Source organism: Corynebacterium hansenii (assembly GCF_030408795.1).
GTDB lineage: Bacteria > Actinomycetota > Actinomycetes > Mycobacteriales > Mycobacteriaceae > Corynebacterium > Corynebacterium hansenii.
Genome location: NZ_CP047211.1, coordinates 714596 through 727908, shown reverse-complemented (window position 1 = coordinate 727908; position 13313 = coordinate 714596). Strand labels below are relative to the sequence as shown.

Genomic DNA, 13313 nt, shown 5'->3' with positions numbered 1-13313 from the left:
CACGTGCATCGAGGGTGGCTTCAGCTGGGGCAGACCGAGATCGCCAACACCGCCCGGACCGTCGCCTACATGAGGCACGGCGTCCGCAACCTCTCCGCCGAGGTCGTCACCGACGACTCGTGGCGGGACCTGTGGCGCTGGCTCGGCCGCGACAAGCCGTACTCGACGCCGTGGGGGGACGCCGACTGCCCCTGGCATGACCCCCTCATCCCCGCGTCCGCCGAGTTCGCCGGCGTGTGGGTCCTGTCCATCGACGGCGCCGACGCCACCCCTCACGATGTCGACGTCATCGATTCCGCCCACGTCGGGGCGGCGTTCGGCACGACACGCACCCCGGCCCGGCAACTCAAGATGGAGGCTCTCGTCGTCGGCGGCACCCCCGCGGGCCTGACCTACGGCCTGTCGTGGCTGGGGTCGGTGCTCCGCGGCGACCAATGCGCCCCCGGCGACGACGCGCGAACCTTGTTGTGGTTGGAGACCGCCCCACCCACCGATGACCAGATGACTACGGCAAACGTCCTCGCCGTGGGCAACGCCGAGGCCCGCATGTACTCGCAGGTCAGGTTGACCAGCAGCATCGACGTTGAAGAGCGCCTGGGCCGGTGGGTGCCCGAGGGCCACGGGTCGACGATGGCGCGGGTGACCTTCACCCTCACCGCCGGAGTTCCGTGGGCGTGGGGCCTGCCGACCCCGCTGGTATCCGACCTGAAGCCGTACATGGGCGACCCCCAGACGGTGCGGTTCGAGTCGATCAGCGACGACGGGACGTGCCCGTCGGCCTGCGCCCCACCGTCGCCGGTGCTCGTCGACCCCACGGCCCCCGCCCTGGCGACGCTGCCCCGCCCGATCAGCCCGTCGGCGGCCGCCGGCTGCTCCCCGATCCAGTCCCGCCGGCTGACGTGGCTCCTCGAGTCCGGGCGGACGGCGCAGTGGATGGAGACCGTCCCCACCGTCACGGTGCGCACCGGGGCGCGCGACGAGCGCAACGTGCGGATCCAGTGGGTGGAGGGCCAGCCCACCGGGGAGGCGGACATCGCGTGCGCCACGGTCGGGGAGGCGATGATCGGGTACATCCCCGCCTTATCGACGCTGACGCTGGATGCGGTGACCGGCCTGGCGACGGTCGTCACCGACGATGGGCGGCGCCTGGACGCGACGCCGATGGTGACGGGCCGGATGGGTGGGCCGTGGCGCCCGGCGGTGCTGCGGTGCGCCCGCCCGTACACGCTGATCATCGACACCGAGCAGGCGGTGCACCGGGACGTCCGCGTGTCCGTTGATGCCGTGATGAGGAGGCCGTGATGCTGGGGCGCCTCGGAGCGGGTGATTACGCGGTCGTCGTCACCGATTGGGCGGCGGGCCGCATCGTGTGGCAGTCCCCGGATCGTGGGCTGCGGAAGGCCGACTGGGGGCGGGAGTCCAACGAGGTGTCGAAGGCGACGGTGCAGGTGCATGTGCCGCTGCATATCGCCGACCGCATCGAGCCGTGGATGCACTGCCTGACGGTGTACCGTGCCGGCGACGTCGTGTGGCATGGCGTCGTCATGCAGGTCACCGCCACCGCGACCGGCATGGCGATCGTCGGGTGGGACGGGTCGGGGTTCTTCTCCCGCCGGCGGGTGCCGCTGGCGCGGTCGTGGGCGCAGCACGACGCGACGCAGGTGATGCGCACGATGGTGGAGGACGCCTGCGGGTACGCCGACGCCACGGGCCTGGTGGAGGGCATCGTGACCCGCGAGTCCCGGGTGTGGGTCACCGCGGGGTGGACGCCGTCGGAGTGCATGCTCGACGACGTCGTCGATGAGCTCGTGAAGATGGGCCTGGCCTGGTCGGTCGTCGCCGGGCGGCTTCTCATCGGCCCGGTGGGGGCGCAGCACACCACGGCGACGCTGGCGGACCGCGACGTCGATGGCGACTTCACCGTCGTCAAGGACGGGGCGGAGGTCGTCACGGACTGCCACGTGCAGGGCAAGGGCGTGTGGGGCCAGTGGATGGCCGAGGGCTCGCCGTTGGGGCTGGTGCAGGGCATCAAGAAGGCCGACGGTGCGGTGCGGGAGGAGGAGTGCGTGCAGATGGCCAAGCGGGTCGTGAAGGACGCCTCCGTGACGCCCCGCCGGCTGGTGGTGCCGTCGGGTGCCCGGTTGCTGCCGACGGCGCCGGTGAGGATCGACGAGCTGGTGCCGGGGGCGCGGGTCCCGGTGTCGTCGCGGCAGACCGGGGTCGTGGTGTCGTCGGTGATGCAGGTGCGTGAGGTGCAGGTGTCGGTGGATTCCGGTGGAGAGGATGTAAAAGTCACCCTGGGTGAGACAAGCGTCACACAAGAGGTGACGGAAATGCCCGATCCGGCGCTGATCGACATGCGATCGCCCTACGAAAAAGAACAAGCCTCCAAGGCCAACACCGGCACCGGCTCCGGAGCCAAGAAGGACGAAGACGGCGCGACCGTCGGAACGGCACCCGCATGACCCTCAACGAACGCCCCACCACCGACGCCCAATGGGCCCGCGCCGTCGAGCGCCGCCTCCGCTCCCTCGAACGCCCCCGCAGCGTCACCCTCGGCCCGTGGGAGATCAGCGTGTCCCCCATCTCCGGTGATCTGGTGGCCGATCACATCCCCACCGGCCGGCGGCGCGTCATCGCGGCGGCCGAGCCCGACATGAAGGAGTAGCCATGGCCACCCAGTGCGCCTCGTCTCAGTTCACGACCAATGGTGGTGTCCTCGGCCTCGACCGCTCCGCGATGAGCCGCGTCGTCGCCCGCTCCACCGTCGAATCCACCGGCGACGGCGACCACGGGGCCCACGCCCCCGCCCGCGTCTTCCCCGAGGGCGACGAGGTGTCCCGCACCTTGAAGACGATGATCGACCAGCGCGTGCACTGGAAGAACGACTACGGGTGCCCCGTCACGGTGCAGACGCAGATCCAGCGGCAGCGCCGCACCATGCACCTGTCGGCCCCGAACTACGCCTTCGTCCGGGAGCGGTACACCCAGCGCGTCGGCGTCGACGGTCCCGCCAACATCCTGGCGGAGGAGCCCGACCCGACGCTGCGGTGGAACACCGAGTGGGGCGGCGGCATCCACGTCGGACTGAAACCCGACGGCAAGCCCCTCTACGGCCAGTACCGGTCCTCGACGCCGGAATCGTCGCTGATGCTCGAACCGGTGCGCGTCGGCGCCGGCGAGTCCATCGACGTTCGCTTCCGGTGCTCGCTGATCACCCCCTACGACTGGTACCAGGCATCGCAGATCGAGTTCTTCGTCGCCCGGATGGAGGTCTTCTCCAACACGATCCTGCTGTGGGCGCACCCTGAGCCCGTTTAAGCAGGTCACCGGCGGCCCTTAGCGTCCCGTGTGATCGCCGACCCGCTAGGAGATGCCGTGACCAGCCCCGACCTGACCCCCACTAAGCCGGAGGATTACTACCACCTGCCCGATGTGGGGCAGGCCGTCCGCATCCGCGGCCTGGTGTCGACGACGTTCCTGCGGCGCGGGGAGACGATGGTCATCCGGTGGACGCAGTTCTGGGCCGATCATGTCGTCCGCAATTACGTCGACATCATCGGCATGGTCGAGGAACCCGCCGCCAGCGAGTATTTCCCCACCATGGCGGAGGTGTGGCGCCTGATCGAGCAGGGCGCGAAGACCCTGCCGGGCGAGCGGATCCTCGGCATCCGCGCCACCGATTCGCAGCTCATCGTCCGCGTCGGCACCGAGGACGCGTTCGGCCGGGACATCCCGGTGACGTGGCCGGAGCTGACGAACCTCATCCGCGAGGTCGTCAACCTGCGGGACAACACCCGCGAGCTGTCGGACCAGGCGGTCCGGCACCTGGAGGCCGGCGTCGAGGAGCTGAAGAACCGGCTGGTCGACTACAACGGCATCGCGTCGGCGGCGGCAAAGGTGGCGCTGGACGCGGCGCAGGAAGCGAAGGACAACGCCGCGGAGTCCGGGGCCAGCGCGTATGAGGTCGCGGTGCGCCACGGGTTCAAGGGCACCGAGGAGGAGTGGGTCGCGTCGCTGACTGGCCCGCGTGGCGAGGCTGGCCCGCCCGGGCCGCAGGGCGCGCAGGGCGGCACCGGGCCGGCTGGGCCGCGTGGACCCGAGGGGCCGGAAGGCCCGCGAGGCGCGGAGGGCCCGCGGGGCCGGGACGGCACGTCGGTGACCGTCGCCGGGCAGGTCCCGACCGCCGGTGATCTTCCCGGTGGTCTCGGCGCCGGCGACGTCGGCACGGGGTACATCACCGCCGACGATGGGCACCTGCACGTCTGGTCCGGGTCGGCGTGGGTCGATGCGGGGCCGATTCGCGGGCCGGAGGGCCCGCAGGGGCCGCAGGGTGAGCGCGGCGCCCCGGGCGCCGACGGCAGGGACGGGGAGACCGGGCCGGTCGGCCCGCCTGGCGCGGATGGCACGCCGGGTGCTCGAGGCCCGGAGGGGCCCCGTGGCCCGCAGGGGTTGAAGGGAGATCCCGGTGACGTTGGCCCGCCCGGTGCGACCGGTGCGCGTGGCCTGCCCGGCGAGAAGGGCGAGAAGGGCGACACGGGCGAACCCGGTCCGCAGGGTCCGCCCGGCACCAGGGGGGAGACCGGCCCGCCCGGCCCGAAGGGCGACCGCGGCGAGATGGGCCCGGTTGGCCCTCCCGGCGCCGACGGCAAAGACGGCGTCGTCCCGCAGCCGATGGCCTGGACCACCTGCTACTGCATCCTCCGCGACAACGGCAGCATCAATCCCGGCTCCGGCGGGTGGCAGCGCTACCGCTACCGCGTCGTCAACGGGTGGTGCGAACTGCAGGGCTCCATCCGGTGGGGCACCAACCCCTCCTCCGGCGGCGGCTACCTGCGCGTCACGAACCTGCCCGTCCTCCCCGACCGCTACCAAGCGGCCACCGAACCCGTCGGCACCGGAATCCTGTGGCTCGCCGCACCCGCCTTGCTCTTCGACGTCACCATCGCGATGCCCCCGTCTGTGAACCAAATCGAGTTCCTCGTCCCCGAGCACGGCGGCTCCACCCTCCGGAAGGGCATGCGCATCTGGGACGGATCCAACGGATCAGGCACCGGCTACCCGGGCAACCCCACCTTCGCCATCGACTCGAACACCTCCGCCCTGAACTTCACGGCCCGCTACCCCGTCACCACGTAGGAGGCTCACCATGAGCACACCCGAACGCGCCACCGAAATCGTCGATGAAATGGTCGACCGCCTCCGTGTCCTCCAGGGCTCCGGAGAATTCGTGCCCCTCGGCCGCCGCGTCATCGCCGGCACCGGCCTCGCCGGTGGCGGCACCCTCGTCAACGACATCACCGTCAGCCTGTCTCCCGACGCCACCACCGCCATCGAGAAGCTCACCGCCCTCGGCGACACCGCCCACCTCGCCACCGACGAGGAGGTCACCGCCGCCATCGCCCCGTTGGCCCGCCGGGACCAGGTCGCCCCGCGCATCGTGTACCGCGATTTCTCCGTCCTCGATCCCCCGGCATCCCAGATCACCGCCCCTCCCCTGCGGATCGACGCCGACTGCCAGGCCGCCAGCGTCTCCGTGTCCGTCGGCACGCCGGGCACCCGGTCGGTCACCGCCACCGTCGGCGGGCAGACCATCACCGTCGCCCCCGGCGGCTCCCAGGGCACAAAGGCCCTGGCCCTGGCGTTCCGCGCCGGCGACGTCCTCCGCCTGACGGTCGGGTCAACCGACGCCGCCGGAATCGTCGTGTCCGTGCGCCTCGAGGAACCGGGGGTCACGTCGTGAGCATCGTGACCGACGCCGCCGCCGGAGCCACGTTCGCCGCGTGGGCCGGATCCGCCGGCGTCGTCACCGCCGGGACCGGCACCGTACAGACCATCGGGACGGTCACCACCGCACCGGGGCTCGACGGGCACCAGGCCCTGCGCCTGTCCACGGGGGACCTGACGGTCACCGGCGTCCCCAGCTTCACCGACGTCGACGCCACCGTCGAAGCGTGGGTGCGGCTGTCGCCGGCAGCGACGGGACGCACGGTCTTCGCCCGCGTCAACGGCGGCACGGAGGTGTCCCTCACCGTCGGCGCCGACGGCCGCCCGACGGTGGTCGTCGCCTCGACTGCCGGGCCGTATCGGGTGACGCTGCGGGGCTCCACGCGCGTCGACGATGGCCGGTGGCACCAGCTCGCCGTCGTCATCGACCGCGGGTGGTTCTCCGTCGTCGACGTCACCCTCGTCGTCGATGGCTCCCCGGTGTCGTCCGGTCAGATGCGGCCGGGCCTGTTCGGTGCGTCCCCGCAGCTCGGCATGACGAGCGTGGTGCAGATCGGCGCACGGGACGGCCGGTCTCGGCTGATGGGTGATCTCCTCGTCGTCGCGATGCACTCGCGGGCGGTGTCGGCGTCGTCGCTGGCGTGGCGGTGGGAGTCGCGGTCGGCGAAGGGCCGGGCGACGACCGGGTGGGGCATCCTGCTGGGTTGATCGGCGGTCACCCCAGGGTGCCAGCCTCCGGGCCATGACCACGATCGTGCACCCGATGAAGAAGGGCACCTACACCGTTTCCAGCGGGTATGGGCCCCGGTGGGGGACTCACCACAACGGCTTGGACTTCGCCGCGCCGGTCGGCACCCCGGTCTACGCCCCCGCGGATGGCGTGGTGGTGCAGGGGAAGGATCGCGCCCAGGGGTCCGTGCAGGGCTTCGGGTCGTGGATCTGGCTCGACTGCCAGGCCAGCGCTGGACTGGACTTCATCTTCGGCCACGTCAAGCATTCGGGGATCCTCGTCAAGCGGGGCGACCGCGTGCGCGCTGGCCAGCAGATCGGCGTCGTCGGCAACGAGGGCGAGTCCACGGGCCCGCACCTGCATTTCGAGGTGTGGGGCCCGCCCGGCAGGTCGGGGGGCCGCCACCAGGACCCCGCCCGGCTACTCGCCGGCGCCCGCGAGCCCGGCGGGGTGTCCGCCCCCGCGCCCCGAGGGACGGTCATCGACACCGCGGCCCGCCCGCCGTCCCCGTCGGTGATCAAGGCAGCCGGGCACATCGGCCACGTCGTCTACGTCTCCCCCGACCGCACGCGCGGCGGCCTGCCGGGCAAGCCCGTCTCCCGCGCCCACGTCGACGCCATGCGCGCCGCCGGCATGGGCATCGCGTGCGTGTGGCAGTACGGCAAGGACGGCGGCGACGCCCCACCAGACTTCCGCCGCGGCCACGACGGCGGCGTCGCCGACGCCCGCGCCGCCGACAAGAAACTCACCGAGCTCGGCCTGTCGGGCTGGCCCGTGTTCTTCGCCGTCGACGTCGACATCGACCCCGACACCGACCACCGGTCCTGGGAGCAGATCCGGGCATACATGCGCGGCGCCGCCTCCGTCATCGGCCGCGACCGGTGCGGCATCTACGGCGGCTGGAAGGTCGTCGAAGGCGCCTGCCGCGACGCCCTGATCGCCAACCTCGGCACCGCCGGCAAGCAACTCGCGTGGCAGACCCGCTCCTGGTCGGCGGGCCGCATCCACTCGGCGGCCGTGCTGTACCAGCGGATCGTCGACACGAAGGCCAACCCCGCCCCGCGGATCGGCGGCGTCGCCGTCGACGTCAACGACGTCCTCCACGCCGACTGGGGCCAGAAGCCCCGCACCGGTACCGCCCCCACCCCAACCCCACCGAAGGAGAAGCCGTTGGGCACCCAATTCCAAGCCGACGTAACGATGCTCACCACCGTCGACCGCGGCAAGCGCGACCCCTCCCGGGTCCCGCACATCACGCTCCACACCTACGAATGCCCCCGCGAATCCGGTGCCGCAGCACTGCGCAACCGCGCCGGCTGGCAGCAGGACTCCCGCACTGGCTCCTACACGATGCTCATCGCCGCCGACGGCGCCACCCTGCGCGCCAACGACGACGACTACACCCCCTGCGCGAGCCTGCCCACCGGCGACGTCAACGGCTTCCACCTGTCGTTCCTCGGCTACGCCCGCGACTCCCGCGCCGAGTGGCTCAAGTACCCCGAGCAGCTCCGCTCCGCCGCCCGCATCAGCGCCGACTACATCCGCCGCTACGGGCACGAACCCCGCCACCTCACCGTCGCCGAGGTCCGCGGCCGCAAGGCGAAGGGCTTCGCCACCCACGACGACGTCTCGAAGGCATTCCGCGAATCCACCCACACCGACCCCGGCCCGAACTTCCCGTGGGACGTCTTCCTCGACATGGTCCACCAGGAGCTGCGCGAACCCGGACGCGGTGAACCCCGGCCCGGTGGAACACCCCCCGCCCCGAACCCGAAGGAGAACAACGTGCTTCCCGAGACGATCCGCTCGATCATCAACCCCACCGTCGAGCTGCCCATCGCCACCCTCTTCGCCCTCCTCGACGCCTACGCGTGGGAGCAGCGCGCCGCAATGAAGCACCTCTACGGAGAGCTCGGCCTCGACTACCAGGCCACCATCGACGCCGCGATCGCCGCCGACCGAGAGGAGAAGCAGCAGTGAAGCGCCCCATCCCCACCTGGGCCGTCCTCAAGGGCACCTACGCCCTCATCGGCGTCGTCCTCGCCGGCCTCGGCGTCTTCGGCGTCCTGTCCGAAACCGAGGTCAATTCCCTGTCCGGCCAGCTCGGCGACGTCGTCATGATCATCGGCGGCCTGATCTCCGGTGTCGCGTCCGGCCGCACCGGCCCCGACTCCGGCAACGACCGGCCCCTCATCGTCATCGACCCCGACACCATCGCCGAGACCATCGACCGAGCCAAGCCGGTCGTCACCGCCCCCATCGACCGGGCCCGCGAGCACATCGACACCGCGGTCACCGGCACCCCGATCGACGACCTCCGGCGCCGCATCCACGAGGGGAACTGACGCATGAGCAGCCGCCGAGAGAAGCTGCATCGCACGGCGATGATGGCCGTCATCGGCGGCTTCGCAATCACCACGGGATCGGCGTACCTCGTACCGTCCACCCCGGCGTCGCTGGCGCAGCTCGAAGCGATCTCGTGGATCCCCATGCCCGCCCTCGGCGTGCTGTGGATCGTCTCCGGCCTGCTGGCGGTGCTGGCGATCCCCGTCCGCCGCATCCAGCCGGTGGCCATCGGCCTCGTCGGGTCGCTGACCGTCGCCTGGGCCGCGTCCTTCGCCACGTCGGTGCTGCTGACCGACATCACCCGCGCCTGGGTGTCCGCCAAAAACTACGCCGCCATCGCCGCGCTCATCGCGCTGCACGCGTCCGCCCCCGTGCGGGCCGGCACGATCAAGGAGGTGATCGTCTATGACGTGGGACACGACGACCCTGATCACCGCGGGGACTAGCGTCCTGGTCACCCTCATCACCGGCATCTTCGGCGTCCTCATGGGCCTGGCCAACGGCCGGCGGGAAAGCGAGCACCGCGAGGCCGAGCGTGAGGACCGGCGCATCGACCAGACGCTCGAGGCGATCGAGAATCACCGCATGTGGGCCGAGGGGTCATTCAAGCGGATGCAGGTGCGCATCGAGACGCTGGAGGGCGAGGTGTCGAATTGGCGGGGAAAAGCATCACGCCTCGAGGGGGCGAATTCGGCGCTCGCCCGGTACATCCACGTCATCTTGGACTGGGTGGAGAGCGTGGTGCCGGACAGCCACCCGCCGCAGCCGCCTGACGAGATTCGCCAGTATCTTCGATCCTGAGACTCACCACTTATCCACCGGTTTGAGTGGGCCGGATGGTGCCCTACGGGGTGGCATCGGAAGGTAGCTCGTGGTGTTGCCGCTGGTCGTTGGCGCTCACGGGCCGACCTGATGCCGGATGCGCGGGACCGGCGATATCAGCGGGTTCGGGGTTCAAGTCCCTGATGGCGCACCACTCACCAGGCCGGGTAACCCCGGCCTGGTTTTTTCATGCGCGGCGTTCTTCTGCGCGACATCGCCCTACGACACACGCCATCGGACGCCGGACACGAGCCGTCGCAAAGCAAACCGCGCGAAAAAAGGGGGAAGCCCGAAAAAGGGAAAGCCCGAAAAGGGAAAAGGAGGGCGGGCCCGCAACGGGACCCGCCCTCCGACTGTTCCGGCGCGCCGGAGATCAGCGCGAAGCGGCCTCGATCATCTCGCGGATGCGCTCGATCTCCGCGGAACGCTTGCGGTTGCGGACCACCGACAGCGCGATCGCGCCGACGATCACCGCGGCGACGGCGCCGAGGACGGCCTGGACCTTCGGCTCCTGCAGACCATCCACCGCACGGGACTTGGCGTCGTCCGCGACGTTCTTCGGGTTGGTGCGCACGGCGAGCTCGTCCAGCGTCTTGGCGAGCTGGGTGCGGTTGCGTTCGATGTCGCGCTGAATGTCGTCAATGCTGCGGGCCACGTGGACTCCCCTTGATCGGTGAACGGTCGTCTGATGAAAAAGGGTAACACTCGGCACCGCCTTTGGGCGCCCAACGCCCCTTAATCCCGCTACCATGGGCCCATGGCCGAGAACGACACCACCGCACCGCAGAACACCCGGCTCGAACCCGGGGACGCCGCCCCCGGATTCACCCTCACGGCCGACGACGGGCGGGAAGTGTCGCTGGCGGACTACCGCGGCCGCCGAGTGCTCGTGTACTTCTACCCGCGGGCCAACACCCCGGGCTGCACCACCCAGGCCTGCGACTTCCGCGACGAATCCGCCCAATTCAACGACGCCGGCGTCGAGGTCGTGGGTATCTCCCCCGACAAGCCGGAGAAGCTGGCCACGTTCCGCGAGGACCACGGCCTGGACTTCACCCTCCTGTCCGACCCGTCCAAGGAGACCCTCGCCGCGTGGGGCGCGTTCGGCGAGAAGAAGAACTACGGCAAGGTCGTGCAGGGCGTCATCCGCTCCACGGTCCTCGTCGGCCCCGACGGCACCGTCGAAAACGCCTGGTACAACGTTCGCGCGAAGGGCCACGTCGGCCGCGTCCTGCGCGACCTGAACTCCGGTGACTGAGCGGCGGGCGGAGTCGGCCGCGGAGGCCGGCGCCAAGGCGGAGAAGGCATCCGTGCGCCTCGACCCCGCGACCGACCCCGACCACGACCATGAAATCCTGCGGCCCCGGCGCCGCCCCGCGCAGCAGCGCAGCCGCGAACGCTACGCCCGCATCCTGGCGGCCGCCCGCGAGGTGCTGGTCGACGTCGGATTCGAGTCCTTCACCTTCGACGAAGTGGCCCGGCGCGCGGAGGTGCCCATCGGCACGCTGTACCAGTTCTTCGCCAACAAGTACGTGATGATCTGCGAGCTCGACCGCCAGGACACCGCGGGCGTCGTCGAGGAAATCACCCGGTTCGCCGAGCTGGTGCCGGCGCTGGAATGGCCGGAGTTCCTGTCCGAGTTCATCGACCACATCGCCGACCTGTGGCGCGACGACCCGTCGCGGCGGTCGGTGTGGCTGGCCGTCCAGGCGACGCCGGCGACGCGGGCGACGGCCGCGCACACCGAGCAGGAACTGCTCGACGGCATCTCCGAGGTTCTGCGCCCCCTAGCCCCCCGGTCCGACGCCCACGTGCGCAGCTTCATCTCCGGCCTGCTGATCCACACGACGTATTCGCTGCTCAACTACTCCGTCGACCGCCCGGGCGACGCCGGCATGCGCGAGCTGCACTACGAGCTGACGGTCCAGGAGGTCAAGCGCATGCTCATCTCCTACCTCATGACCGTCGCCGAGAAGGCGGGCGGTTAGGCGCCTTTCGGGCGGTCCGCCTCGGGCAGCTTGCTTTGCGACGGCCCGCCGCCGCCATGTTCGCCTACCTGTAGGGCCACGGCCACGAGTCCGCCGGCGCCGGCACCAGCGGCGCCACCTTTTCGCGGAACTCGGCGAGGATGGGATGCGCGGCCGGGTCCGGTCCGAGTTCGAACCGCTTCGATTCCAGGGCGCGCCACACGTCGGCGATGCGCAGGAAGGTCGCCACGTCGACGCCGAGATCGACGATGTTTCCCGCGGTGTCGTCCCCGGCGGCGCCGAAGAACACGACGGGCGCGTCCGGGTCGTCGGTGCGCACCGCCCACGCATCGCCGTCGTGGCCCCACGCGAACAATCGATGGGTGGCCCCATCGGTCACCCGCCCCGCAAAAGGACTCTGGCTCCACTGGTTCCAGGCGGCGACGTCAATGGTCACCGCAGTCGACAGTGGGTGACCGTGGAGGGCGAGCAACGCATCGGCCGCCTCCTGCCCGAGCGTCTTGCGCACCGACAACCCCAGCACCCGCGAGACCGCTTCCACCCGGGTTGTGCGCAGGAGATCGCGGTCGGCGACGACGTCGGACAGCGCCCGGACGCCGGACGGGCAATCGACGACGAGGAAAGCGTCGTGCTCCAGGTAGTGGTTGATCGCTTCGACGCACGTCGCCACATCCGTGGGAGCGCCCTGATGCCGCAGATTGTGCACGACATCATCGAGGTGCTCCCCCATGGCGAGGAATTCAAGGCCCGCGGACGCAGCTGCCTCGGGAAGGACTTCCCCGTCGTCGTCGCCGACCTCGGGGCATTCGTCGACGAGGTAGGTGCCGTCCGCGCGAAGGCCTCCGTCGGACGGAGGGCCGTAAAGACAGAATTCCCGCGGCCCGACTACCACGCCCCGCGAATCGGCGTCCACCGAATGAACGTCCCGGGGCTCGTTGCCCGGCGTCGGCGCGTGCAGCAGCGCCTCGACGATGTCCGCCATCGGATAAACGTGCCCCAGTTTCACCACGCGCTCAATGTACCGGCATCGCGCCGTTGGCCGTCATTTCGCCAGAATCGCGATGGCGATGGCGTGATCGCCGTCGTGGCTGATGCTGACGTGGAAGTCGACGCCGGAACCCCCGCGGGCACGCTCCTGCGGGGAGGAGGTGGGCGTCGCAAAGCAATCGGCCACGGCATCGCGCACCCGGCCGTGCAGCGCCACCGCGACGCGGCCCCACGCGTCGGCGACGACCTCGATCTCGCGCCAATCGAGCTCGTCGCGCGGGATCACCGGCGGCGCGCCATAAATCGCCTGAGACCAGGCCTTGATCACGGCCTCCTTCACCGCCCAGCGGCCCGCGAGGTGCCGGGCCAGGGCGTCGCCCGCGAGGCCGCGGCGATTCGCGGCCGTGCGCTCCCCCACCGTGAACACCGACGCCGCGAACGCCGAACCCGGACGGGCAAGGTCCTCCGCGAACGACGGCACGTGCACCATGTCGATGCCCGTGCCCAGGATCGCGGCCGCGAGGGCGTCGTGAGCGGTGGTGTGTTCGGTGTCGTGGGCGGCGTCCTGGCCGGTCGCGTGCCCCTGAACCGGCTCCGATGCCGGCCCCACCTCCGGCTCCCGCCCCGATTTTCGCCCTGATTCCATGCGCCCACGATACCCGGCGGCGCGGCCGTCCCCTCGCGCCGACGAACGTGGAGCCCCGCCAACGCGA

At 70.8% G+C, this 13313-nt stretch carries 16 protein-coding genes; 13 read left to right on the top strand and 3 right to left on the bottom strand.

Annotation, left to right across the window (positions count from 1 at the left end):
- Positions 1-3: 3 nt before the first annotated feature.
- Genes CHAN_RS03250 through CHAN_RS03200 form a run of 11 tightly spaced genes read left to right on the top strand, consistent with a single transcriptional unit; the run spans position 4 to position 9604 of the window.
- The gene (locus CHAN_RS03250) at positions 4-1302 is read left to right on the top strand and encodes a hypothetical protein (protein ID WP_290291721.1); all 1299 of its coding nucleotides are present in this window, start codon (positions 4-6) and stop codon (positions 1300-1302) included.
- Positions 1302-2465, top strand: coding sequence for a hypothetical protein (locus CHAN_RS03245; protein WP_290291719.1), 1164 nt, complete (start codon positions 1302-1304; stop codon positions 2463-2465). Before CHAN_RS03250 ends, CHAN_RS03245 begins: the two co-directional genes overlap by 1 nt.
- Positions 2462-2668: a hypothetical protein gene (locus CHAN_RS03240; protein WP_290291716.1), complete on the top strand. Its 207-nt coding sequence runs from the start codon at positions 2462-2464 to the stop codon at positions 2666-2668. The genes CHAN_RS03245 and CHAN_RS03240 overlap by 4 nt, the downstream gene beginning before the upstream one ends.
- Positions 2669-2670: 2 nt before the next feature.
- The gene (locus CHAN_RS03235; protein WP_290291714.1) at positions 2671-3321 is read left to right on the top strand and encodes a DUF7172 family protein; all 651 of its coding nucleotides are present in this window, start codon (positions 2671-2673) and stop codon (positions 3319-3321) included.
- A 57-nt stretch (positions 3322-3378) separates the two neighbouring features.
- Positions 3379-5139, top strand: a complete 1761-nt coding sequence (locus tag CHAN_RS03230) for a collagen-like domain-containing protein (protein WP_290291711.1) — start codon at positions 3379-3381, stop codon at positions 5137-5139.
- Between the two features lie 10 nt (positions 5140-5149).
- Positions 5150-5743 (top strand): hypothetical protein, encoded by a 594-nt coding sequence (locus CHAN_RS03225; RefSeq protein ID WP_290291708.1) that lies wholly within the window; start codon positions 5150-5152, stop codon positions 5741-5743.
- Positions 5740-6435 (top strand): LamG domain-containing protein, encoded by a 696-nt coding sequence (locus tag CHAN_RS03220; RefSeq protein WP_290291703.1) that lies wholly within the window; start codon positions 5740-5742, stop codon positions 6433-6435. The genes CHAN_RS03225 and CHAN_RS03220 overlap by 4 nt, the downstream gene beginning before the upstream one ends.
- 34 nt (positions 6436-6469) lie before the next feature.
- Entirely contained in the window at positions 6470-8437 is a 1968-nt protein-coding gene (locus CHAN_RS03215) for a glycoside hydrolase domain-containing protein (protein ID WP_290291701.1), read from the top strand.
- A complete protein-coding gene (locus CHAN_RS03210; protein WP_290291697.1) occupies positions 8434-8802 on the top strand; it encodes a hypothetical protein in 369 nt (122 codons plus the stop codon). The genes CHAN_RS03215 and CHAN_RS03210 overlap by 4 nt, the downstream gene beginning before the upstream one ends.
- Positions 8803-8805: 3 nt before the next feature.
- A complete protein-coding gene (locus CHAN_RS03205; RefSeq protein WP_290291696.1) occupies positions 8806-9249 on the top strand; it encodes a hypothetical protein in 444 nt (147 codons plus the stop codon).
- Positions 9209-9604, top strand: coding sequence for a KIAA0408 family protein (locus CHAN_RS03200; protein ID WP_290291694.1), 396 nt, complete (start codon positions 9209-9211; stop codon positions 9602-9604). Before CHAN_RS03205 ends, CHAN_RS03200 begins: the two co-directional genes overlap by 41 nt.
- Before the next feature lie 394 nt (positions 9605-9998).
- Here the strand turns inward: CHAN_RS03200 and CHAN_RS03195 are convergent, their stop codons facing one another.
- Positions 9999-10280 (bottom strand): DUF3618 domain-containing protein, encoded by a 282-nt coding sequence (locus tag CHAN_RS03195; RefSeq protein WP_048739369.1) that lies wholly within the window; start codon positions 10278-10280, stop codon positions 9999-10001.
- A 102-nt stretch (positions 10281-10382) separates the two neighbouring features.
- On the opposite strand from CHAN_RS03195, the gene bcp reads away from it, so the two are divergent.
- The gene (gene bcp / locus CHAN_RS03190; protein ID WP_290291692.1) at positions 10383-10883 is read left to right on the top strand and encodes a thioredoxin-dependent thiol peroxidase; all 501 of its coding nucleotides are present in this window, start codon (positions 10383-10385) and stop codon (positions 10881-10883) included.
- A gap of 52 nt (positions 10884-10935) precedes the next feature.
- Complete coding sequence (locus CHAN_RS03185) at positions 10936-11613, top strand: TetR/AcrR family transcriptional regulator (protein ID WP_048739466.1); 678 nt, start codon at positions 10936-10938, stop codon at positions 11611-11613.
- A 64-nt stretch (positions 11614-11677) separates the two neighbouring features.
- On the opposite strand, the gene CHAN_RS03180 is transcribed toward CHAN_RS03185, so the two are convergent.
- Together CHAN_RS03180 and acpS are read right to left on the bottom strand one after the other, a co-directional pair.
- The gene (locus CHAN_RS03180) at positions 11678-12622 is read right to left on the bottom strand and encodes a DUF7716 domain-containing protein (protein ID WP_290291688.1); all 945 of its coding nucleotides are present in this window, start codon (positions 12620-12622) and stop codon (positions 11678-11680) included.
- A 33-nt stretch (positions 12623-12655) separates the two neighbouring features.
- A complete protein-coding gene (gene acpS, locus CHAN_RS03175; protein ID WP_290293286.1) occupies positions 12656-13111 on the bottom strand; it encodes a holo-ACP synthase AcpS in 456 nt (151 codons plus the stop codon).
- Between the last annotated feature and the right edge of the window lie 202 nt (positions 13112-13313).

Excerpts from the sequence above, each read along its gene's own strand:
- CHAN_RS03245 (WP_290291719.1), top strand. The coding sequence starts at position 1,302 with ATGCTGGGGCGCCTCGGAGCGGGTGATTACGCGGTCGTCGTCACCGAT.
- CHAN_RS03205 (WP_290291696.1), top strand. The coding sequence starts at position 8,806 with ATGAGCAGCCGCCGAGAGAAGCTGCATCGCACGGCGATGATGGCCGTC.
- CHAN_RS03240 (WP_290291716.1), top strand. The coding sequence starts at position 2,462 with ATGACCCTCAACGAACGCCCCACCACCGACGCCCAATGGGCCCGCGCC.
- CHAN_RS03225 (WP_290291708.1), top strand. The coding sequence starts at position 5,150 with ATGAGCACACCCGAACGCGCCACCGAAATCGTCGATGAAATGGTCGAC.
- CHAN_RS03235 (WP_290291714.1), top strand. The coding sequence starts at position 2,671 with ATGGCCACCCAGTGCGCCTCGTCTCAGTTCACGACCAATGGTGGTGTC.
- CHAN_RS03215 (WP_290291701.1), top strand. The coding sequence starts at position 6,470 with ATGACCACGATCGTGCACCCGATGAAGAAGGGCACCTACACCGTTTCC.
- bcp (WP_290291692.1), top strand. The coding sequence starts at position 10,383 with ATGGCCGAGAACGACACCACCGCACCGCAGAACACCCGGCTCGAACCC.
- CHAN_RS03200 (WP_290291694.1), top strand. The coding sequence starts at position 9,209 with ATGACGTGGGACACGACGACCCTGATCACCGCGGGGACTAGCGTCCTG.